Origin of the sequence: Campylobacter magnus (assembly GCF_028649595.1) — a bacterium.
GTDB lineage: Bacteria > Campylobacterota > Campylobacteria > Campylobacterales > Campylobacteraceae > Campylobacter > Campylobacter magnus.
The window spans coordinates 33649-55211 of sequence record NZ_JAQSLK010000007.1 but is presented as its reverse complement, the minus strand read 5'-3'; the positions used below and the strand labels follow the sequence as shown (position 1 = coordinate 55211).

Annotated in this window: 32 protein-coding genes and 1 pseudogene; 1 reads left to right on the top strand and 32 read right to left on the bottom strand. The window is 40.4% G+C overall.

The window, feature by feature from the left end:
- Positions 1-2: 2 nt before the first annotated feature.
- The 19 genes and pseudogenes from rpsE to rpsJ form a co-directional block, all read right to left on the bottom strand.
- Positions 3-443 (bottom strand): 30S ribosomal protein S5, encoded by a 441-nt coding sequence (gene rpsE / locus PTQ34_RS08075; RefSeq protein ID WP_273933071.1) that lies wholly within the window; start codon positions 441-443, stop codon positions 3-5.
- 9 nt (positions 444-452) lie between these two features.
- Positions 453-809 carry a 50S ribosomal protein L18 gene (gene rplR, locus PTQ34_RS08070; protein WP_273931118.1) on the bottom strand — a complete coding sequence of 119 codons (357 nt, stop codon included), beginning with the start codon at positions 807-809 and terminating at the stop codon, positions 453-455.
- A 9-nt stretch (positions 810-818) separates the two neighbouring features.
- The gene (rplF, locus tag PTQ34_RS08065; RefSeq protein ID WP_273931117.1) at positions 819-1355 is read right to left on the bottom strand and encodes a 50S ribosomal protein L6; all 537 of its coding nucleotides are present in this window, start codon (positions 1353-1355) and stop codon (positions 819-821) included.
- A gap of 137 nt (positions 1356-1492) precedes the next feature.
- Positions 1493-1885 (bottom strand): 30S ribosomal protein S8, encoded by a 393-nt coding sequence (gene rpsH, locus PTQ34_RS08060; protein ID WP_273933070.1) that lies wholly within the window; start codon positions 1883-1885, stop codon positions 1493-1495.
- Between the two features lie 9 nt (positions 1886-1894).
- Positions 1895-2080, bottom strand: a complete 186-nt coding sequence (locus PTQ34_RS08055; protein WP_178695603.1) for a type Z 30S ribosomal protein S14 — start codon at positions 2078-2080, stop codon at positions 1895-1897.
- A gap of 1 nt (position 2081) precedes the next feature.
- Positions 2082-2636, bottom strand: a complete 555-nt coding sequence (rplE, locus tag PTQ34_RS08050; RefSeq protein WP_273931114.1) for a 50S ribosomal protein L5 — start codon at positions 2634-2636, stop codon at positions 2082-2084.
- Between the two features lie 4 nt (positions 2637-2640).
- Complete coding sequence (gene rplX / locus PTQ34_RS08045; RefSeq protein ID WP_273933069.1) at positions 2641-2874, bottom strand: 50S ribosomal protein L24; 234 nt, start codon at positions 2872-2874, stop codon at positions 2641-2643.
- The gene (rplN, locus tag PTQ34_RS08040) at positions 2874-3242 is read right to left on the bottom strand and encodes a 50S ribosomal protein L14 (protein WP_273931112.1); all 369 of its coding nucleotides are present in this window, start codon (positions 3240-3242) and stop codon (positions 2874-2876) included. The genes rplX and rplN overlap by 1 nt, the downstream gene beginning before the upstream one ends.
- Positions 3242-3499: a 30S ribosomal protein S17 gene (rpsQ, locus tag PTQ34_RS08035; RefSeq protein ID WP_273933068.1), complete on the bottom strand. Its 258-nt coding sequence runs from the start codon at positions 3497-3499 to the stop codon at positions 3242-3244. The genes rplN and rpsQ overlap by 1 nt, the downstream gene beginning before the upstream one ends.
- 4 nt (positions 3500-3503) lie before the next feature.
- Positions 3504-3689, bottom strand: coding sequence for a 50S ribosomal protein L29 (rpmC, locus tag PTQ34_RS08030; RefSeq protein WP_273931110.1), 186 nt, complete (start codon positions 3687-3689; stop codon positions 3504-3506).
- Positions 3676-4101, bottom strand: coding sequence for a 50S ribosomal protein L16 (gene rplP, locus PTQ34_RS08025; protein WP_273931109.1), 426 nt, complete (start codon positions 4099-4101; stop codon positions 3676-3678). Before rplP ends, rpmC begins: the two co-directional genes overlap by 14 nt.
- Entirely contained in the window at positions 4101-4799 is a 699-nt protein-coding gene (gene rpsC / locus PTQ34_RS08020; RefSeq protein WP_273931108.1) for a 30S ribosomal protein S3, read from the bottom strand. Before rpsC ends, rplP begins: the two co-directional genes overlap by 1 nt.
- Positions 4800-4828: 29 nt before the next feature.
- Positions 4829-5143 (bottom strand): annotated as a pseudogene (gene rplV / locus PTQ34_RS08015) (50S ribosomal protein L22); the annotation flags it as partial.
- An 11-nt stretch (positions 5144-5154) separates the two neighbouring features.
- On the bottom strand, positions 5155-5436 hold the full coding sequence (rpsS, locus tag PTQ34_RS08010) for a 30S ribosomal protein S19 (RefSeq protein ID WP_273933067.1): 282 nt from the start codon (positions 5434-5436) through the stop codon (positions 5155-5157).
- 1 nt (position 5437) lies between these two features.
- Positions 5438-6268 (bottom strand): 50S ribosomal protein L2, encoded by an 831-nt coding sequence (rplB, locus tag PTQ34_RS08005; protein ID WP_273931106.1) that lies wholly within the window; start codon positions 6266-6268, stop codon positions 5438-5440.
- 1 nt (position 6269) lies between these two features.
- Entirely contained in the window at positions 6270-6551 is a 282-nt protein-coding gene (locus PTQ34_RS08000; protein WP_273931105.1) for a 50S ribosomal protein L23, read from the bottom strand.
- A gap of 1 nt (position 6552) precedes the next feature.
- Entirely contained in the window at positions 6553-7170 is a 618-nt protein-coding gene (gene rplD, locus PTQ34_RS07995; protein WP_273933066.1) for a 50S ribosomal protein L4, read from the bottom strand.
- Complete coding sequence (gene rplC / locus PTQ34_RS07990) at positions 7167-7748, bottom strand: 50S ribosomal protein L3 (RefSeq protein WP_273931103.1); 582 nt, start codon at positions 7746-7748, stop codon at positions 7167-7169. Before rplC ends, rplD begins: the two co-directional genes overlap by 4 nt.
- A gap of 11 nt (positions 7749-7759) precedes the next feature.
- Entirely contained in the window at positions 7760-8071 is a 312-nt protein-coding gene (gene rpsJ, locus PTQ34_RS07985) for a 30S ribosomal protein S10 (RefSeq protein ID WP_273933065.1), read from the bottom strand.
- Positions 8072-8116: 45 nt separating this feature from the next.
- Between rpsJ and PTQ34_RS07980 the strand changes: the two genes are divergently transcribed.
- Positions 8117-8245, top strand: a complete 129-nt coding sequence (locus PTQ34_RS07980; RefSeq protein WP_273933064.1) for a hypothetical protein — start codon at positions 8117-8119, stop codon at positions 8243-8245.
- A 624-nt stretch (positions 8246-8869) separates the two neighbouring features.
- Here PTQ34_RS07980 and polA read toward each other — a convergent pair.
- The 13 genes from polA to clpP form a co-directional block, all read right to left on the bottom strand.
- A complete protein-coding gene (gene polA / locus PTQ34_RS07975; protein ID WP_273933063.1) occupies positions 8870-11578 on the bottom strand; it encodes a DNA polymerase I in 2709 nt (902 codons plus the stop codon).
- Positions 11556-11930: a hypothetical protein gene (locus PTQ34_RS07970; RefSeq protein WP_273933062.1), complete on the bottom strand. Its 375-nt coding sequence runs from the start codon at positions 11928-11930 to the stop codon at positions 11556-11558. Before PTQ34_RS07970 ends, polA begins: the two co-directional genes overlap by 23 nt.
- A gap of 344 nt (positions 11931-12274) precedes the next feature.
- The gene (locus PTQ34_RS07965) at positions 12275-12916 is read right to left on the bottom strand and encodes an RsmE family RNA methyltransferase (RefSeq protein WP_273933061.1); all 642 of its coding nucleotides are present in this window, start codon (positions 12914-12916) and stop codon (positions 12275-12277) included.
- On the bottom strand, positions 12916-13323 hold the full coding sequence (locus tag PTQ34_RS07960; RefSeq protein ID WP_273933060.1) for a hypothetical protein: 408 nt from the start codon (positions 13321-13323) through the stop codon (positions 12916-12918). The genes PTQ34_RS07965 and PTQ34_RS07960 overlap by 1 nt, the downstream gene beginning before the upstream one ends.
- Entirely contained in the window at positions 13320-13568 is a 249-nt protein-coding gene (locus PTQ34_RS07955; RefSeq protein WP_273933059.1) for a hypothetical protein, read from the bottom strand. Before PTQ34_RS07955 ends, PTQ34_RS07960 begins: the two co-directional genes overlap by 4 nt.
- On the bottom strand, positions 13568-14134 hold the full coding sequence (locus PTQ34_RS07950) for a 6-pyruvoyl trahydropterin synthase family protein (protein WP_273933058.1): 567 nt from the start codon (positions 14132-14134) through the stop codon (positions 13568-13570). The genes PTQ34_RS07955 and PTQ34_RS07950 overlap by 1 nt, the downstream gene beginning before the upstream one ends.
- A gap of 501 nt (positions 14135-14635) precedes the next feature.
- Positions 14636-15367 (bottom strand): 7-carboxy-7-deazaguanine synthase QueE, encoded by a 732-nt coding sequence (locus tag PTQ34_RS07945; RefSeq protein WP_273933057.1) that lies wholly within the window; start codon positions 15365-15367, stop codon positions 14636-14638.
- Positions 15368-15610: 243 nt separating this feature from the next.
- Positions 15611-16183, bottom strand: coding sequence for a phosphoribosylglycinamide formyltransferase (gene purN, locus PTQ34_RS07940; protein ID WP_273933056.1), 573 nt, complete (start codon positions 16181-16183; stop codon positions 15611-15613).
- Positions 16174-17604, bottom strand: coding sequence for an NAD(P)H-hydrate dehydratase (locus PTQ34_RS07935; protein ID WP_273933055.1), 1431 nt, complete (start codon positions 17602-17604; stop codon positions 16174-16176). The genes purN and PTQ34_RS07935 overlap by 10 nt, the downstream gene beginning before the upstream one ends.
- Before the next feature lie 11 nt (positions 17605-17615).
- The gene (locus PTQ34_RS07930) at positions 17616-19142 is read right to left on the bottom strand and encodes a YifB family Mg chelatase-like AAA ATPase (RefSeq protein ID WP_273933054.1); all 1527 of its coding nucleotides are present in this window, start codon (positions 19140-19142) and stop codon (positions 17616-17618) included.
- Positions 19142-19696 (bottom strand): peptide deformylase, encoded by a 555-nt coding sequence (gene def / locus PTQ34_RS07925; RefSeq protein ID WP_273933053.1) that lies wholly within the window; start codon positions 19694-19696, stop codon positions 19142-19144. The genes PTQ34_RS07930 and def overlap by 1 nt, the downstream gene beginning before the upstream one ends.
- Positions 19696-20793 (bottom strand): GGDEF domain-containing protein, encoded by a 1098-nt coding sequence (locus tag PTQ34_RS07920; RefSeq protein ID WP_273933052.1) that lies wholly within the window; start codon positions 20791-20793, stop codon positions 19696-19698. The genes def and PTQ34_RS07920 overlap by 1 nt, the downstream gene beginning before the upstream one ends.
- A gap of 151 nt (positions 20794-20944) precedes the next feature.
- On the bottom strand, positions 20945-21544 hold the full coding sequence (clpP, locus tag PTQ34_RS07915) for an ATP-dependent Clp endopeptidase proteolytic subunit ClpP (RefSeq protein WP_273933051.1): 600 nt from the start codon (positions 21542-21544) through the stop codon (positions 20945-20947).
- Between the last annotated feature and the right edge of the window lie 19 nt (positions 21545-21563).

The following is a 21563-nucleotide window of genomic DNA, read 5'->3' as shown; positions in this document are numbered from 1 at the left end:
TTTTAGCCTTTCAACATACTAAGAGCTTTGATTGTGGCACGCACAACATTAGCTGAATTGTTTGAGCCAAGTGATTTTGTAAGAATATCACGAATTCCTACTAGCTCGACAACTGGACGAGCTGAACCACCGGCAATAACGCCTGTACCTTCGCTAGCTGGTTTTAGCAAGATTTTACTTGAGTTATATTTTACCTCTACATCGTGTGGTATTGTGCTACCTTTAAGTTTTACTTCAACGATGTTTTTGAAAGCATCATCAACTGCTTTTCTCATCGCATCTGGAACTTCTTTTGCCTTACCATAACCAAAGCCAACTAAGCCATTTTTGTTTCCTACTACTACAAGAGCTGTAAATCTAAATCTGCGTCCGCCTTTTACAACCTTTGTAACACGGCCGATATCAACGATTACTTCTTGGAATTCTTCTCTATTGTATTTCATTGCTTATCCTTATAGTTTTATGCCGTTTGCTTTTAGAGCTTCGCCAAAGCTAGCTACTACGCCGTGATACAAATAACCATTGCGGTCAAACACTGCATTTTCAATCTTTGCACTTTTCATTTTTTCTGCTAGGTCTTTTGCTAGGGCTTGGCCACCAGCTTTATTTGCTTTAATTCCTAGTTTGCCACCATTGCTAGCACAAATTGTAGTGCCAGTTACATCATTTATAACTTGGGCATAAAGAGTGCGATTTGATTTGAAAATACTTACTCTAGGGCAAGATTCGCAGCCTGAGATTTTCGCTCTAATTCTTTTTTTGCGTTTAATGCGAAGTGCAATTTTGCGTTTTAATACATTTGCTACCATGATTTACCCTTATTTCTTAGATGTTTTACCGGCTTTGCGGATGATGCGCTCTTCAGCGTATTTTACGCCCTTGCCTTTGTAAGGCTCAGGAGGGCGATATCCACGGATTTGGGCTGCTACTTGACCGATTACTTGTTTGTCGGCACTTTTTAGGATGATTTGGTTTTTTTCTACACTAGCTTCTACGCCTGCTGGCAATTCGTGATTGATAGGATGAGAAAAGCCTAGGTTAAGCTCTACTACCTTACCTTTAACAGCTGCTTTGTAACCAACGCCGTTGATTTCAAGCACACGAGTAAAGCCCTCGGTGATACCTACAACGATATTGTTAGCTAGTGCTCTGTATGTGCCCCAATAAGCTCTGCTTTGGCGGTCTTCACCTTTTGGGCTAAACTCTACTTGGCCATCTTTGATGCTTACATTTACATTGTTTTTTGTATCAAGCTCTTTTGTTACATTGCCTTTTTTAAAGACAAGAACAGAGCCATCTTGTTTTACCTCTACGCCACTTGGGATGACGATAGGTTTTTTGCCAATTCTTGACATTTTTGTCCTTTTCTATTTGTCTATGACGCTTCTACGATTTTTGAATATTTCGTCAAATGCCATAGAAAAGTTAAAAGAAAGCTAGGGAATTCTAGAATTCCCTAGCTTTCCACACCTAAAATCTAAAACTAGAATTCCTACCAAACAGTACAAAGCACTTCGCCGCCTACACCTTCTTTGTAAGCAGCATCATTTGCTAGCACGCCTTTGTTTGTGCTAACAATGATTGTTCCATAGCCGTTTTTAAAGCGTTTGATTTCATCTTTGCCTTTATATACACGGCGTCCTGGTTTTGATACTCTTTTGATTTCAGTAATTACGCTAGCACCACGCTCATCGTATTTTAACACTACATTTATGAATTTTTTGCGTTCTTCTTCAACTACATTAAAGCTTTCAACATAACCTTTTGCTTCAAGCACTTTTAGCACGCCTTCAACAACATTTGAGTGAAGTAGCTTTGTAGTATCAAGTCTGCGCATACTAGCATTGCGAATTCTAGTTAGTGCATCTGAGATTAAATCGTTCATTTTTATTCCTTACCAGCTTGCTTTTTTAAGACCTGGGATTAGGCCTTCGTTTGCCATTTTTCTTAGGCACACACGACAAATACCAAAGTCGCGGTAAACAGAGTGTGGGCGACCGCAGATATTACATCTTGTGTATTTGCGACTAGAAAATTTAGCAGGGCGAGCTGCTTTTGCTATCATTGATTTTTTTGCCATTTTACTTTCCTTTTGCAAATGGTAGGCCAAGAAGCTCAAGTAGCTTTAATGCTTGCTTGTCATCTGGTGCGCTTGTAACAATAGTAATGTTCATACCGTGAGTGCGGATGATTTGATCATATACTACCTCAGGGAACATTAGCTGCTCGTTTAGACCAAAGTTATAGTTACCTCTACCATCAAAGCCATTGCGTGGCAAACCACGGAAGTCTTTAACTCTTGGCAAAGCGATGCTAATTAGTTTGTCTAAAAACACATACATTTGCTCTTTGCGAAGTGTTACTTTGATACCAACAGGAAAGCCCTCACGCACTTTAAAGCCGGCAACTGACTTTTTAGCATTTGTGATAAGTGCTTTTTGTCCAGCGATTAGCGAGATAGTATCAGCCATATTTTGCAAAGTTTTTTGATCCTTTGCGCTATCACCTGCTCCTACGCTAATAACGATTTTTTCAAGAGCTGGAACAAGCATAGGGTTTTTGATATCAAACTCGCTTGTAAGTGCGCCACGAACGCTATCTTTATATTTTTGTTGTAATCTTGCTTGAAATGCCATTTTCTTAGCCCTCTACTTTTGCTACATTTGAAATATCAATAGGCATTTCTTTATTTATAAAACCACCATTTTGATATTTTTCGCTTGGTTTAACAGCTTTTTTGGCTATTTTAATGCCTTCGCAAATTACTTTGCCTTCTTTTGCTAAAACTTGGGTAACTTTTGCTGTTTTGCCCTTGTCATCGCCAGCGATAATTTTTACATTATCACCTTTTTTGATTTTATATTTTACTGCCATTATAACACCTCCGGCGCAAGCGATACGATTTTCATAAAGTTTGCATAGCGCACTTCTCTTCCCACTGGTCCAAAGATACGAGTGCCAATTGGCTCTCTTTTTGCATCTAGGATTACAGCTGCGTTCTCATCAAAGCGGATTAGCGCACCATCTGGTCTTTGAACCTCTTTTTTAGTGCGAACTACTACTGCTTTTACCACTTGACCTTTTTTGATCTTACCATTTGGTAGAGCTTTTTTCACTGAGCAAACAATAACATCGCCTAGGCTAGCATAGCGTCTTTTACTACCGCCTAGTACTTTGATACACATTAGCTCTTTAGCTCCGCTATTATCAGCTACTGCTAGTCTTGTAAAACTTTGTATCATTATTCAACTCCTGTTTTAAGAACAGCTTTTAGGCGGAATTTTTTAGATTTGCTTAGTGGGCGGCACTCGATTGCGCTCACTGTATCGCCGATATTTAGCTGATTCTTCTCATCATGCACTAGATATTTTTTAAATCTTTTTACGAATTTGTGATATCTAGGGTGCATAACTCTGCGTTCTACTAGCACACTTGCAGTTTTATCACCTGATTTAGCTACTACAAGGCCTTGAATTACTCTTTTCATATCTGCTGCCATTTTTTTATCCTTTTGCGCTAATTGCTGTATTTATTTTAGCAATATCTTTGCGAGTTTCTCTAATCTCATTTGGATTTGAAAGCTGCATAGTTCTTAGCTTTTGTCTAAGGGTAAATAAAAGCACCTTTTTTTCTTTAAGTAGCGTAGCTAACTCGCTTGCGCTTTTATCTTTTATCTCAGTATATTTCATTTTCGCTCTCTCTTGTTACAAACTTGGTTTTAAATGGAAGCTTGTTCATAGCTATAGTAAGAGCCTCTCTTGCAAGCTCCTCACTAATACCAGCAAGCTCAAATATTATGCGACCTGGCTTAATATTCATTACCCACTCTTCAACTCCACCTTTACCTTTACCCATACGAGTTTCTAGAGGTTTTTTGGTGATAGGTTTGTCAGGGAAAACTCTAATCCATGATTTTGCTTGACGCTTTACATGGCGAGTATATGCTTGACGAGCCGCTTCTATTTGGCGTGAGTTGATGCGACCAGCCTCAATAGCCTTTAGTCCAAACTCACCAAGAGCAAGCTTTGTTCCCCTTGTAGCATAGCCGCGGTTACGGCCTTTCATCATCTTGCGATATTTTGTTCTTTTTGGTTGTAACATTATTTGCTCCTTCTACTGCGGCGTGGTTTTCTTGGAGCTGCTTCTTCACTCTTTTCAGCTTGAATTCCTTTTTGTAGAATTTCGCCTTTGAATATCCATACTTTAATACCGATATTTCCGTATGTAGTATGAGCTTCAGCAAAGCCATAATCAATCTTTGCTCTTAGAGTATGAAGTGGAACACGACCCTCTAAATACCACTCTGTTCTAGCCATCTCAGCACCACCTAGGCGGCCTGCTACTGAGATTTTGATACCTTTTGCACCTGCTTTTTGTGCGCCTTGGATTACTTTTTTCATCGCACGGCGGAAAGCCACACGGCGCTCAAGTTGCATAGCTACATTTTCAGCTGCAAGCTGAGCTGAGCTGCCTGCACGGCGCTCTTCTTTGATGTTTATAGCTACATCTTTATTTACTAGTTTTACTACATCAGCTTTTAGGGTGTCGATTTCTCCACCTTTTTTGCCAATGATTACGCCTGGGCGTGCAGCTACTACTGTTATACGAATTTTCTTAGCTGTACGCTCAATTAAGATTTGTGAAATTCCAGCATAATATAGTTTTGCTTTTAGGAATTTTCTGATCTTATAGTCTTCGCTAATACCCTCAGCCAAAGTAGCCTTAGCAGGAAACCAGCGAGATTCCCAATTTCTATTGATTCCTAGTCTTAGACCTATTGGATTTACTTTTTGTCCCATTTTATGCTTCCTTATTTCTCGTCTTTTGTAGCTTTTGCTACTTCTACCAAGATATGGCTAGTTGGTTTGCGAATTCTACTTGCGCTTCCTCTTGCTCTTGGACGAAATCTTTTTAGCACAGGACCAGCATCCACACGGCAGCTTTTTACTACCACTTCTTCTGGCTCAAAGCCACCATTTGCCACAGCTGAACTAATAGCTGTTGCTATGTATTTTGCACCACGATTTGGCATAAAGCTTAGGCTAGCAAGTGCTAGTTCAGCATTCATCCCTTGAACTTCTCTTGCGATTAGTCTTGCCTTTGTTGGAGAAAGGCGAACGAATTTTATGATTGATTTACTCATTTTTGCCTTCTTTATTTACCGATTTTCTTTTGAACTGAGCCTTTGTGGCCTTTGAAAGTGCGAGTTGGTGCAAACTCGCCTAGCTTATAGCCTACATGGTTTTCAGTTATATATACAGGGATAAAGTTTTTGCCATTATGAACATTGAATGTAAGCCCAATCATATCAGGAAGAATTGTACTTCTTCTAGACCATGTTTTAATAGGCTTATTGTCATTAGCCTTTTTAGCCGCTTGTACTTTTTTAAGCACATGAGCATCTACAAACGGCCCTTTTTTAAGAGATCTAGCCATTTTATTTACCCTTTCTTCTTGAAATTATTAGCTTATCACTTGCTTTTTTGCGGCGAGTTTTCGCACCCTTAGTTGGTTTGCCCCATGGTGTTACTGGATGACGGCCAGAGTTTTTCTTGCCTTCACCACCACCGTGTGGGTGATCTACTGGGTTCATTGCTGAACCACGAGTTTGTGGACGAATACCGCGGTAGCGATTGCGACCTGCTTTACCTATTGTTACATTTGCCCAGTCTTCATTACCTACTACGCCGATTGTAGCCATACACTCAGCCAAAACTTGGCGCATCTCACCACTTGGGAGGCGAAGGATTACATATTTTTCTTCTTTACCCATTAGTTGAGCATAGCCACCAGCTGAGCGAGCCATTTGAGCACCTTTGCCTGGTTTTAGCTCTATGTTGTGAACGATAGTACCTACTGGGATGTTTTTTAGCTTCATTGCATTGCCTGGTTTTATATCTAGACCAGTCTCAGCAGATGCTACTACATCACCTACTTTTAGACCGCTTGGTTGGATGATGTATCTTTTCTCGCCATCAGCATAGCTAAGAAGAGCTATACGACAATTGCGATTTGGGTCATACTCAATAGCCTCTACTTTTGCAGGGATATCGTATTTTTTGCGTTTAAAGTCAATGATACGATAAAGCTTTTTAGCACCTGCTTCTTTGTGGCGGCTTGTGATGCGACCATTGTTGTTTCTACCAGCTGTTGCTGGGATTTTTACTAGCAGTGAGCGAACACTGGCTTTAGCTGTGATATTCTCAGAGCTAAGACCTGTCATAAATCTTCTGCTTGGAGTATATGGTTTATATGAAACTATCGCCATCTTATGCCTCCTGTTTGTCTAGGCTAACGCCCTCAGGTAGAGTTACATAGAATTTTTTAAGCGCATCACGAACGCCAGCTCTACCTCTAAATCTTTTAACCTTAGCGTGAGTTCTTAGAGAATTTACTTTAAGTGGAGTAATTCCAAAGTATTCTTTAAGCATCTCTTTTAGGCTGTTTTTGCTTACTCTTGGGCTAGTTTGGATAACTACTACACCATTTTCTTGCAAGCCCAAAGTTTTTTCAGTATAAACTATGCTTTTGATATCTGTTATATCTGCCATCTTAACCCTCTTTGCTGATAATTGTTTCTAGTGCTGCTTTTTCTGCGATTACTGAGCCATAAACAGCTACAAGATACGCATTTACTTCGCTAGCATCTACTACATAGCAGTTTTTAAGATTTCTAAAAGCTAGCAAAGTGCTTGCATTTAGTTCTTTTAGCACGATTAGCGCATCACGGACATTTGTGTTTTTTAGCACTGCTGCTGCGTCTTTTGTCTTGCCGCTTGTGATTTGTAGGCTCTCAAGCGCAAACAATTTGCCATTTGCTGCTTTTTCGTTTAGAGCGAATTCTAGAGCTAGGCGTTTTTGTTTTTTATTAACTTTTTGAGTGTAGTTTCTATCACTCTTTGGACCAAATGCCACAGCACCGCCAACCCAAACAGGAGTTCTAGTTGAACCTGCTCTTGCGCCGCCACGACCTTTTTGACGCCATGGTTTTTTACCACCGCCGCTTACAAAGTGGCGTGATTTTGTATGCGCTGTATTTGAGCGAATTCCTGCTAGATAGCTTTTTACATACAAATATAGGTTGTGAGAGTTTACCTCAGCAAAGCTTGCTGGCAAATCCATCTCACCGCTATTTTGAAATTTATCGTTTAAAATAGTAACTTTACTCATTTTACCACCTTTATGCGACCCATTGCACCGTTAAATCCAGGCACAGAGCCTTTTAAAACTAATACACCATTAGCCTCATCAAAGCTAATTATTTCGTTTTTAACGGTAGTTTTTTCATTACCATAGTGTCCTGCCATTTTCATACCTGGTTGAACGCGTCCTGGCCATTCGCAGTTACCAATAGAACCTGGGCGTCTGTGAAAGCGTGAACCGTGGCTTTTTGGACCACCTGAGAAGCCGTGGCGTTTCATAACACCTTGAAAGCCTCTACCTTTGGTATTAAAGCTTACTTTTAGAAGCTTAGCCTCTTTTAGTGCGCTTACATCTACATCGCCGCCGGCCTCAGTGTTTGCTACACTTAGAGTTGCAAAGCTGTTGAATTCTTTGCTTAGACCGTATTTTGCTTGTTGTCCAGCTATTGCTTTATTTGCTGCTTTTGTGTGAGCGTAAGCTACGATAGCTTTGCCATCACTGCCAAGAGCACATACTTTTGCTGGGATAAGTTTTAGTAGTGTTACAGGCACGCTTGGAGCGCTAACTGTCCTACTCATACCGATTTTTTCTACAATATATTCCATATTTCACCACCTTACTTGCCCATAGCGCGAACTTCGACATTAACTTCTGGAGCTAAGTCAAGCTTTGTTAGGCTATCAACTGTATCAGGCGTAGCTGCTACGATATCTAGCATACGAGCGTGAATTCTCATCTCAAATTGCTCACGAGAATCTTTATTTACATGTGGAGATTTTAACACTGTGTAGCGTTTAATCTTTGTAGGCATTGGGATAGGACCGCGGATATCTGCGCCTGTGCGGCGAACTGCATCTACGATAGCACTTACTGTGCGGTCCAAAACGCGGTGGTCGTAGGCTTTAAGCTTTAGCCTAATTCTTTCCATGTTTGTCCTTTTGGTTAAATATCGTGTTGCTTTTAGGCAACTTCTTTGGCTTTTTTATCGCAGAGGCTCCTTAAAAACAGCGTTTGTGTGGATACGCCAGCAGCTTGCTTCAAAGACAAAGAGCGCGTATTATATAACAAAATAAACAAAAAAGCAATACAAATGCTAGAATAAATATAAAATTTTTGAATTTTGTTCTTTTTAAAAAGGAAGTTTTTTGGGCGGCGGGGAATTCTAGATTAAGAATTCTAGATTAAGAATTCTAGATTAAGAATTCTAGATTAAGAATTCTAGATTAAGAATTCTAGATTAAGAATTCTAGATTAAAGAATTCTAGATTAAAGAATTCTAGATTAAAGAATTCTAGATTAAAGAATTCTAGATTGGAATTCTAGATTGGAATTCTAGATTGGAATTCTAGATTGGAATTCTAGATTGGAATTCTAGATTGGAATTCTAGATTGGAATTCTAGATTGGAATTCTAGATTTTTGCTCGCTTTAGTGGGGCAAGCCCCTAGCCCCGCAAATTTTATAAGGGCTACGCCCTAAATCCTTAGGGCTGCCGCCCCTAAAACCCTGCTAAAATCTAAAATTCTCTTGCTTTATCTGCGTTTTTGGAGGAATTCTAGTTTAGGGAATTCTAAATTTTTTGTGATGAGATCCTCGGGTCAAGCCAGTGGATGACGCAGGGAATTCCTAGCTTCGGTCGCTTTGCTCCCTCGCAATGACGGAATTCTAAAATTCCCCAAAAGACACCCCCTGACCCCCAGAAAAATCTAGAATTCCCCAGCATAAAGCTATTTTAGCTCGCCCCAGCTTTTGGCTATAGCGTAATTTACTTTTAGCGGCACATTTAGGCTAACCACATTTTCCATTATATTTGCGACTTTTTTAGCAAAAATCTCAGCCTCACCACCAGAGACTTCAAAAATCAGCTCATCGTGGATCTGTAAAATCATCTTGTGATTTTCATCCAAAAGCGGATAAATAGCATTCATCGCTAGTTTAATTATATCAGCAGCCGAGCCCTGAAATACGCTATTTACAGCCTCTCTTTCATAAAGTGCTTGCTCTCTTGGCCCTGCCAAGCTAAAATCAAAAACCCTCTGCCTGCCAAGCAAGGTAAAAATGCGCCCATGCTCTCTTGCGTGAGTTTTGATGCTAGATAAATAGGATTTTATCGTGCTAAAAGAAGCAAAATATCTCTCAATGTATTCTTTTGCTTCTTTGGTGCTAATGCCAAGATTAGAAGCCAAGCGAGAGCTTCCCATACCATAAATAAGCCCAAAGTTTATGCTCTTTGCCACGGCTCTGTGAGAGGGCTCAGAGTCGCCAAAGATAGAAATAGCCGTTCGTGCGTGTATGTCCTCATCAGCCTTAAAAGCCGCTATAAGCGCAGGATCAGTGCTAAAATGCGCTAGCAGTCTAAGCTCGATTTGCGAGTAATCAAGCGAAATAAGCATGTTTTGATTCTCAGCTACAAAGCAGTTTCGCACATCACGAGCTAGACTGCCGCGAGCGGGGATGTTTTGTAGATTTGGGCTGTGAGAGCTAAGCCTTCCAGTAGCTGTGCCAGTGTGTAAAAAATGCGTATAAACACGCTCCCCAGAGCTACTAAGGCGCATGAAAGGCTCAGTATAAGTGCCTTTTAATTTAGCGAGCTCACGGAATTCTAAAAGTGGAGCAGCGATAGGATGCTCTAAGCCGCTAAGCACGCTCTCATCGGTGCTATAACCACTTTTTGTCTTTTTAGCAGCTTTTAGTCCTAAATGTTCAAAAAGCACTGCGCCTAGCTGTTTTGGCGAGTTTATATTAAAGCTTTGCCCTGCGATTTTATAAATTTGCGCTTCAAGTTCTTTTAGCCTTGCGCTGATTTTTTCATTTAGCGCATTAAGTGCGTTGTAATCAGCCTTTATACCGCTTTTCTCTAGGCTTATTAAAGTAGCTATGAAAGGGAATTCTAGATTTTTTGCCACTTCCCAAAGCTCCTTGCTTAAAGTCTGCTTAAAGTATTTATAAAACTCCAAGGTAATAAAAGCATCCTCGCTAGCATATTTGCTAGCAAGTTCTACTTCAATATCGCCAAAAACCTGCCCTTTTTTTACATTTACAAGACTTTCAAACTTTATAGTTTCATAAGCAAAAAGCCTGCTAGCAAGCTCGTCCATTGCGCATTTTTGCTCTGGATTTTGAAGCCACGCTAAAATCATCGTATCAGCGTAGTTTTTAGGCAGTTCCAACCCAAAATTATTTCGCAAAATCTCAAAATCATATTTTAGATTATGTCCCACAACCTGCGCTTTATAAATTCGCTCCAAAGCCCTTTTTGCCGCATTTTGACTAACTTGTGCTGGCGCGCCAAGATAATTATGAGCCAAAGGCACATAATAAGCCCTTTGCTCGCTTGCTAGCACGCAAAAGCTAAAGCCTACAATTCTGGCAGTTTTCACATCAAGCCCAGTGGTTTCAGTATCTAGCGCTACTACGCAATTTTCGCTTAGATTTTGCGTGAGCGTATCTAGCTCATTTTCATCCAAAACCAGCACGCTCTCAAAGCTTAAAGCCGCCTTGCTAAAAAGCTCTTTATCTTTTGCTTTTTGCGCAATTTTCTCATCACTAGAACTTAAAAAATTAGGCTCATCAAATAGCTCTTTTTGCTCTGTTTTTGGCAGTTTTGTAAGAATTCTATTTAACGAATATTCTTTTAAAATATCCACAACTTTGATGAAAGGCTCTTTTGGCAACAAGCAGTTTTCAATCTCAGGCAAGCCTTCTATATCAGCATAAAGCGTAATTAGCTTTTTGCTTAGTTCGCTCTCAGCAGCGCCTGCGATAAGCTGATTTTTGGCTCTTGTGTTCGCGATTTGCTCAGTGTTTGCAATAGCATTTTCAAGGCTGCCAAACTGCTCTAAAATCGCCCTTGCCCCACGCTCGCCAAGCCCTTTTATACCAGGGACATTGTCGCTAGTATCGCCTAGTATTGCTAGGTAGTCGCGGATTTGGTGCGGATAGACGCCGTATTTTTGAAAACAGCCTTCTTTGTCATACCAGATTTTATTTTTACTATCTACAATTTTTACGCTATCGCTAATTAGCGCAAAAAGGTCTTTATCACTACTAAGTATGTCTATTTCATACTCGCCGCTGTATTTTTTAACCAGACTTGCTATTACATCATCAGCCTCATATCCAGCCTTAGCAAAGCTAGCAAAGCCCATGCGCTCTATCATTTCTTTACAAACTGGGATTTGTTCTTTTAGCTCGGCTGGGGCTTCTTTTCTAGTAGCTTTGTAAGCTGGATAAATCTCATGCCGAAAGGTAGCTCCACCACCCTCAAAAGCAAATATAGCATAATCGCAAGGAAAATCTCTATTCATCTTTTCTATAAAAGTAGCAAGACCGCTTACCATGCCACTTGGCTTGCCAGCAGCTGAGCGAAGGCCCATCATAGCATAATACAGTCTAAAAAACAGCCCAAAACTATCAATTATATTGATTTTCTTCATAATTTTGCCTTCTTACTTTTTTTCTAACTTTATCTTTAAATTTATCACAAGCTTTACAAAAACCAAGGCGTGAGCCCATGTTTTTTAGTGCTTTTAGCAAAAACAGCCCGAAGTAAATAACAAGTAGATTTAAGAAAATATCTAGGATAAAATAAGAGCCACTATCTTTGGTAGTACTTGCCATATAACAAGCAGCCACAAGCGAGAGAGCCAAGAATATATAATGCTTTTTACCTCCAAGCTCAGTAAAAAAATCAAGCACAAAACCAGGCAGCGAACATAGTAGCGCAATAAACATCGAGCCCACAATAGAAGCAACAACACCAAATAAAAGCACTATATCAATTTGCATTTTTATCCTTAATTTAAATCTAAAATTCCCTAAACACTAGAAAATTTTAGAATTTTAGTTCTCGCGACAGCAGCTGTAAAAACTAGGCTCCAAGATTGCGAGGCGATTTTTCACAGAAACTTCGTTTTGCGAATTCTTGCGCTGGGCTAGCCGTGGGGCTGTGTCCACGGTAGTTGCTGGCGAAATTCTGTGGTAGAATTTCAAGCAAGCCGCCAGTATAATCAAAACCAAAAGACGGCTTGCGTAGAAAACTACCGCAGAAGTTTCGCCAGAGCAGCTGGGCTGCCCAAGAAAGAATTCGCTAAAAGCGCCCGCAAGCTGAGCCAGCCAAATTTTACAATTCCCTACGCTAAAATCTTTGCTGCAGCTGAGATAATCGCGGTTTGCGCCCTTAAAACACAGCTAGATTTTAGCCCAATTTTACGCTTAAACTTCGCTCTCTCAGCATCGCTCCAGCCACCCTCAGCACCAATTAACAAAATTTCATCACCGCCCAAAGTGCTAAAATCATCTCCGCCAAAGTCTAAAAGCACCGCATTTTCAATCTCACTAAGCTCGCAAACTCTCACGCTCATAGCCAGATTTCTACCGCATTGCTCACAGCTGCTAGCTAAAATTCGCTCAAATCTAGCAAAATCGAGCTTAATGTTTTTTTGGCTAAAATCAGCATAAAAAAGCAAAAGCTCGCCCACACCAAGTTCGTTTAAAAAGGGCAAGCTCTTTTCTATTACAGCACTTTCGCATACAGCCCAGCCGATTTTTAGCCAAAAGTTTTGCGCCAAAAGCTTCTCGCTTTTAGCAAAAACTAGCCTTGCGCTATTTCTTTTTATTTCGCTAATTTCATAAAAATACGCAATATTTTCACGCAGATTTTGAAGCCTTAGAATCTCTCCCCCGCGTTTTCTTTGCGCTTTTAAATGAGCAAAGCTATCACCGCTAAGTTCTATAGTCTCATCCCCAGCCTCTGCGCAGTATAAAAACCTCATCAAAAGCCCTTAGCCAGTAGCCAAACTGCCACCAAAAGCACAAGTTCAAATATGATTTTTTTACTCATAAAAAGCTTAAATGCGCTAAAATCTTTAAAAACTCGCACTTTTTTTAAAGCCTTAAAGCCTTTTGCGCCACTAATTATTAGCAAAATAGATGCTATTATCATCGCTATTACGCTAAGGCTAAGCGCAAAGTGATTAAAAGCAAGGGCTAAAATCCCAGAAAAAATAATAAACGCAAGCATCCCATAATACGCTGGCAAAAAGAGCATTAGGCGTTTTAGATAAGCAAACTTGCTAGTATCGCCTGCATAAACCAAAAGTAAATGCGCCATCATCATCACTCCAAGCCCTATCACACAAAGACTATGGAATTCTAGATTAAAGCTGATAGTTTCGTTCATTTTGCGCCTTGTTTTGTGGCGCCTTGTTTTGGACTTACTGGCAAAGGTGGGTTTAGCTCGTCAAAGCAGTTTGATGCTCCATCTTCGCAGCCACTTGGCAAGGTGATATTTGCATCGATTTTTGCTATTGGGATTTGTTCTTCTTCGCTGCTGTTTTGCTCTATAATTTCTTCTTTTTGGCTACTACAAGCTAGAAAAAAACAGCCGCAAATCACAGCAAAAACAGCATTTAAAGCCTTTTTCATCAAAGCTCCTTTGGATTTATGAATTTTTCGTTTTTGCTTAGGCGAGAGATTATATCTGCGCTCTCGCTACTTACAGCCTGCGAGCAGGTGATACTAGCGATATCCACGCCCAAGCTCTCAAAATCAGCTTTTTCAAAACAAGCCCAGCCCTTAGCCGTTTCATTTAGCTTGACATACTCCAAAAACACGCCATTTTCGCCATTTTGCATAGTAGTTAGCGACAAAGCCTTACTAATAAGCGCAAAAAGCACCCTAGCGATCTGCTCAGCACTGGTATTAAAAGGTAGTTCTATCCAGCGAGCAGAGTGCGTTTTTATCATATTTTTATAGCTATCATCGTCGCCAGTAAATAAAATCGTGCTGTGATCAAAGCAGTCAATAATAGAGCCAATCTCACGCTTCATAAGCCCAAAATCATATATCATCCCAGCCTTATCAAGTCCCTTTGCGCTAAGTACTATCTCAGCTGTGTAGCTGTGTCCGTGAATGCTGTATTTACAACGCTTTGAAGCGCAGTCCCTCACCACATGCGCCGCCTCAAAACTATAAAGTCGTCCAATTTTCATAAAAACTCTTTTTTCTGCGATTATAGCATAAAAGATGCTTTTTTAGCTAGGGAATTCTAGAATTCCTAGGCCTTTTGCTTCGCATCCGCTGGTTGGGGGTTAGGGGGTATTTTTATTTTAGGAATTCTAGTTTAGGGAATTCTCTTTGGGAATTTTAAACAGCTGTCATCCCCCGACTTGATCGGGGGATCTCATCACAGGGAATTTTAGAATTCCTAGAGCAGAGATCCTCGGGTCAAGCTGGGGGATGACACAATGCAGGAATTCAAGTTTAGGGAATTTTAGTTTAAGGAATTCTAATTTAGTGAATTTTAGAATTCCTAGGGAATTCTAAACTCGCGCTGTCCTTTGGGCTTCGCGGTAGCGGCAGTTAGAAAAAAGGTGCGGCACGCTAGGCGAATTTGGCTGCCGCACGCCGAAGATAGAATAATGAATTCATCAAGGCGCGCGGCAGTCAAAACGAAGTTTCTGTCAAAGGCGTCAGCGAGCCCCACCAGCCGATTACACGCCCTCTTTATTATCCCACAGCCTTATATGAATACGGTCGCTATAATTAAAGCCATGTTTTATAGCAAGCCCCGCCACCTTTGGCGCTGTGATTTCAAGCTCGTTTTTGCTAGCCCCCAAAGGCATTAGCCACACACCCCCATTTTGGATAGCCAAAATCTCTTTAATCTCTCTTATTTCATCATCTGCGCCACTTAGCACAAATTTATAAAAAGCCCCTTTGCTATTAGCAAAAATACTTTTTAAAGCCCTAGCATTTATGCGCTTTTCTTTGCTCTCGCCACTATTTTCTAGCTTTACACTAAGGGCAAAATAGCAGTTTTTTAGCTCTGGCAAAGCCTTAAAATCAGGCTCAATCGTGCCATTGCTCTCAAAGTGAACTTGCCTATTTTGCTCCAATAAAAAGCGCAAAAAGTCTTTAAAATCAGGGTTTTTTTGATGCAAAAGTGGCTCGCCACCGCTTAGCACGATTATAGCATTTGGGGCGTTATGGCTTTTTATAATGTTTTTTAGCTCGCTAAAATTAGTATCTTTAAAATCAAAATTCTCGCACTGCGCCGCTTTTATGGTATCGCAGCCGATTAGTTCTTTGGCATTTGGAGCTTTTAGGCGCACTCCAAATCCAGCGCAGCGCAGGTTACAGCCCCCAAAACGCACAAAAATCGCAAGTCTGCCAGCATACGCTCCCTCGCCTTGAATGCTTAAAAAATGCTCTATTAACTTCATTTTGTCCTTTTAGAATTCTAGAATTCTAGAATTCCTAATCTAGAATTTCTTGGTCTTTTTAAATTCTAGAATTCTAGAATTCCCTAGAATTTCTTGGTCTTTTTAAATTCTAGAATTTCTTAGTCTTTTTAAATTCTAGAATTCCTTAGTCTTTTTAAATTCTAAAATTCCTTAGTCTTTTTAAATTCTAAAATTCTAGAATTCCCTAGAATTTTAGAATTCTATAAGGAATTCTAGAATTCCTTAGTCTTTTAGCAAAGAAATTATAGTCTTTGGCAGCAGTTTGTGTTCTAGTTTGTGGATTTTTTCTTCCCACTGCTTAAATGTGCGGTTTTTTCTAGCAAAGGTCTTTTGGGCGATGATTTTACCACCATCTAGCTCGCTGCTGACCCAGTGAACCGTGATGCCTCCAACTTGCATATCGCTTTCAAAACTTTCTTTTATCGCATGCGCACCTTTAAAAAGTGGCAAAATGCTAGGATGTAAGTTTATAGCCTTTACATTATCGCAAAAGTTCGCCCCAAGCACACGCATAAAGCCAGCTAAAACGACTAGATCAATATTTGCAGCTTTTATCGCTCTTACAAGCTCACTATCAAAACCATCTCTGCTAGCGTATTTGCTATGCTCTATTATCGTAGTCTCAAAGCCAAGATTTTTAGCCCTCTCTATGCCGTAGGCGTCTTTTTTATTACAAATGAGCAAGGCTACTTCTATGCGGTTTTTGCCTGCTTTTTTGCCATGGACTTTGCGGATGATGGCTTCCATATTTGAACCTGAGCCAGAAAATAAAATTGCGATTTTTTTTACAGACATTTTATTCCTTTTATCATATCTTTTGGAGTGTAGCTAAATGCGCTGCCACTGTAGTTTGCTGCGATTTTTGCTTGTGCAAGAGTAGCTGTTATACTAGCAAGCAAAGGATCGTATCCTTGTGCTAAAAGTGCTAAAATCATACCGCTTAGCACATCGCCGCTGCCACCTTTTGCTAGTTTTGCGCTGCCAAGGCAGTTTATGTATAGTTTGCTAGCGTTTGCGATAATTGTATTTGCGCCTTTTAGCACTAAGGTTGCTGGGAATTTTTGGCTAAAAGCACGAGCTAGGGCAAATCTATTTAGCACTACTTCGTTTACGCTAAACTCACCAAAGCCAGCAAAAGCTAATAAGCTAGCAAATTCCTTTGGATGAGGCGTTAGCACAGCACCTGCTTTTGCACAAAAACTAAGCACGCTAGGATGATAAAACATATCAGCATCCACCACACAAGGCAAAGCCAAAATTTCGTCTATATCATATAATTCGCCCCCTAGCCCCATGCCGATAGCCACAGCACTAGCACCGCTAAAATTCCGTTTTAGCATAATCTCAGGCTCAAGGTCTTTTAGCTTTTTTTTGGCTACTATGCTTACTCTGCCAGCACCCATGTTTAAAGCTGAGAGAGCACAGAGCCTAGCAGCCCCACTCATATCGCCACAAGCCACAAAAGCATGTCCAAAGTCGCCTTTATTTACATTTTGTGTATTGCGACTTGGCAAGCGCATATCACTCATCTCAAGTAAAAAATCGCTAGAAACACCGCTAGTATAAAGTCCCTCACAAAGCCCTAAATCAGCGCAGATTAACTCACCTACATAGTCCTTAGCAAGGTCGTTAAAAAGCCCTAGTTTAGCTGCTCCCATCGTGATAGTAGTGTTTGCACGAAATGCAAGTGGAGAGGGAATTCCTGCTATATCAAGCCCACTTGGCATATCCACGCTGAGAGCCAGCACGAGTGGATTTGCTGATATTGCTTCGTTTAAAGAGGCGATGAGAGTTGTGATTTTTGTGCTTAACTCACCTTTAAATCCTGCGCCAAAAATACCATCAATCACGCAAACTGAACCCTTTAGAGCCTCGCTTATCCAGCCTGCTGTATTCTCATCAATCTCATTTGCTTTTATGACCTTCAATCCTGCGCTTTTTGCTATTTTTAGCTGAGTTGTGGCGTTATTATTTAGCTTATCGCTTACTAGCACAGCCACGCACTCATACTCTCCACACAACCTGCGAAGAGCAGCTAGTGCGTCTGCGCCGTTATTTCCCCCACCACAAAAGCCAAGCACCAAAGCCCCTTTGTAGCGTTCTTTTACCACCTTTGCCACAGCTGCGCTGGCGTTTTCTTGAAGTACTAACTCGCTAAGTCCTAGGCTCACTGCTCTTTTATCAAGCTCCCCTGTGCTTGTAAAGACTTTTTTCATATTATCCCCCTTTACGCTCTAAATCTATATCCAAGTGCTTCTAAGGCGTGTTCTTTTGCTATGATTTCATTTTGTGCAATATCGGCGATAGTTCGTGCTACTTTTAGCGTTTTGTTTATCGCTCTTTGGCTTAGATTATAGGTGCTTGCAGCTCTTTGTATCACATCAAGAGCCGCTTTATCACAAATACAGTATTTTGCTATATCAGCTTCATCTAACTTGCCGTTTAGCTCGCTTTGCCCACGGCTTATTTGTGCCCTAAACCCACGCATGACAAGCTCGCTCATCGCCCCACTATCAAGCCCAGCATTAGTTTTATCAATCTGCGAACTCATTAGCACATACAAATCAATTCTATCCATTAAAGCCCCTGAAATGCTAGCTTTATAGCGTTTTATATCTTTTGGGCTGCAAGTACATACTAGCTCGGTATTTAGCGCATTGCCACAAGGGCAAGGATTCATCGCTCCAACAAACAAAAACTTCGTATCATAGCTGATTTTTGAGTTTACTCTTGAGATATTTATGCGGTTATCTTGTAGTGGTTCTCGCAAGCTCTCTAAAATGTTAGATCCAAAGTGCGGTAGCTCGTCAAAAAAGAGAATTCCACCATTTGCTAGGGCTACTTCGCCGATTTTTGCCACTGAGCTGCCGCCGCCAAAAATGCTTGAGCGTGTGCTAGTGTGATGAGGCGAGCGAAATGGTCTAAGCGCGCTAAAATCAGCCTCAGTAGCATTTAAACTCTCATAGGCGCAGGCTTTTAGCACCTCTTCTTTGCTCTGTGGCGGCAGGATGTAGCGCAACCTTTTTGCGCTCATGCTCTTTCCGCAGCCTGGCGAGCCCTCAAAGATGATATTGTGAAATCCAGTTGCAGAGATCACACAGGCTCTTTTTGCTCTATCTTGTCCGTAGATGTCTTTAAAATCCATAGGGAATTCTAAATTTGGCACAAAGATTTTATCGCCGATTTTTATGGTGTTTTCAAAAAGTGGATGAGAGGCTTGCACTTTTTTAGAGCTTGCAAACTCATCATTTGTGAAAAAATAAAACGCCTCTTCAAGGCTAGAAATCGCATAAACTTCAAAGTTTGGTATCATAGCTGCTTTTAAGGCTATGTCTTTTGGTAAAAGAATTTTTGCGCTATTAACTTGCGTGCTTAAAAATAGCAAGATTGAAAAAAGCTCTGCGCTTGATTTTACCGCTCCGTCTAATCCTAGCTCGCCAAAGACAAAAAAATCCTCGTTAAAATGACGCTTTTGTAGCATTATAAGCAGGGCAATGCCAAGGTCAAAATGCGACCCGTCTTTTCTTACGCCACTTGGGCTAAGGTTTATGTTTATGCGAAGTGGGGGGAGTTTGGCTTCTTCAAGGCTGTTTGAGAGTAAATTTAGGGCTGATTTTACCCTAGTGGAGCTTTCTTTTATGCTAGCACCTGCTAAGCCAACGATGTCAATAGCTGGCAAAGCACGGCTTAAAGACGCTTCAATGCTTATTATATGGAGTGTGTCGCTCAGGCTTGCGGTTTTGAGCGATTTCATTATAGAATTGCCTTGCCTTTTTTAAGGGCTTCTTTAAACTCTTTATCAAACTTTTTGCGCTTTGTGTAGCCGATTTTTTCTATAAACAAATGCCCATCAAGATGATCGTATTCGTGCTGTATACACACAGCTTTTAGCCCATCTGCTTTTAAGGTCTGCTTTTTGCCGTATCTATCAAAGAATTCTAGTTCTATAAACTCGGCTCTTTTAACCTCTTCATAATACCCTGGCACACTAAGACAGCCTTCTTTATAAGTCTGCTCGCCAGTTTTACTTATAAATCTTGGATTTATGATTTCTATTAAATCTTCTTTTAGCTGAACTGTTTTTGGATCGCCGTCTTCATCAAGCTCGTCAAGCTCTCTTGGGATAAGCACCAAAAAAACTCGCTTTAACTCGTCTATTTGAACCGCTGAAATGCCTATACCATTGCTAGCAATCATAGTATCATACATATCATCAAGCAAGGTAGCAAGCTCGTCATCAAAGCTTTCTACTGGTAGACTCTTTTTAAAAAGATTTGGATTTGGGTAAGTAATTATCTTGCGGATCATTATTTGCTCTCTACTATTTCGTAGTTTTTGCCACTTGCCCTTTCAAGTCCATCAAGAGCATTTGAGATAATCTCTTCTGCGCTTAGTTTGGCATTTAGTGGGGTTAGAACCATTTGTAAATCAAGCTTTAGCTCACTTTCGCTTATAAAAAACTTCGCTTGGCTGATTAGCTTGCGGATACGATCACAGGCTAGCTTTGCACCTTCTATATCAGTGTGTTGCATAAGCACGCAAAAACAACCATTATCATAGTGAGCCACCACATCTGAGCGGCGAGAGATGTTAAATAGTGTTTGAGCGATATTGCGCAAAATTCCACGCTTGTCATTCATAGAATCAATCTTAGCTAGCACTTTTGGATCTACTTTGACAAACATCAAGGTCTCGCTATATCCGTATTTTTTCACATAGGCTAAGTTTGAGCGTAGAACTTCTATAAAATAAAGTTTGTTAAATACAGCGTATTGTGGATCATATACACTTTGAGCGCTAATGTTTTTAAAGACCTTGCCAACCTCATCGTAGTTTGCTTTTATAGCATTTATGTGGCGGCTCATGAGAGCATCAAGTTTTTTAAGATCATCGCTAAATGCCTTTATGCAATCTTGAATTTCAAAGGCGTTTGAGTTGCGTTTACTCTCATCTAGGCGCTTTTTTACTATGCCTTCCATGATAATGAGATTTTTATACACTAGGCTGATTACTTGAAGTATATTTTTGATCTGCACAAAGCCATGGCGAATCTCGGTTTCCATTTGTATACGAGTATGTGCGCTTGTTTTTTTAAGATCATTGCTGCTAAGACTAGTAATAAAGCTTTTTAACTCACTATCTTCGCCCTCAAGTAGCTTGGCAAAATACACCTCAAAATTATCAGGCGTAGCAAAGACTTGATCGCTTAGCATATGACTTAGCACATTTGTTGAGAATTTATTCAAAGCATTTAGCAGTGAAGCATCTACTTTTGGTTTGTCTTCGGTTTTTGCTGGTTTTGGTTTTGCGGGCGCTATTTGCCCGTCTGCTGCAGCTATTGCGATGTCAAGTGATTTTTTGTCACTTTGTAAAACAATTGTTGCGGGCTTTTTTGCATCTGCCATAAGCGTCCTTTATTTTTTTATTTTATTGCTAGGAATTCTAGAATTTCTTAAACTAGAATTTCTTAAACTAGAATTCCTTGAACTAGAATTCCTTAAACTAGAATTCCTAACCTAGAATTCCTAAATTTAAAATCTAGAATTCCTAGGAATTCTAGATTGATTTATCTACTGATCTTTCTAATACACTATCTATAATGCCGTATTCACAAGCCTCAGCAGCACTCATGAAAAAGTCTCTATCAGTATCTTTTACGATTTTTGCTAGCTTTTGTCCTGTGTTTTGAGCTAGAACTCCATTTAGCACTTCTTTTAGGCGCAATATTTCTTTTGCTTGGATTTCTATATCAGTAGCTTGTCCTCTTGCTCCACCTAATGGCTGGTGTATCATGATACGAGCGTTTGGTAGGGCGTAGCGTTTGCCCTTTGCCCCACAGCTTAGCAAAAACGCTCCCATACTAGCAGCCTGACCTATACAAATGGTACAGATATCAGGCTTAATGTAGTTCATCGTATCATAAATGCTAAGTCCGCTAGTAACCACGCCGCCTGGGCTATTTATGTATAAATAAATATCTCTATCTGGATCTTCTGCTTCTAAAAACAGCATTTGTGCTACAACTGCGCTTGAGACCTGATCGTCTATTTCGCCACTTAGCATGATAATGCGGTCTTTAAGCAAACGCGAGTAAATATCATAAGCTCTCTCGCCCTTGCTGGTGCGTTCGATTACGGTAGGGACTAGGTAGCTCATTATTCTTCCTCTTTTTTCT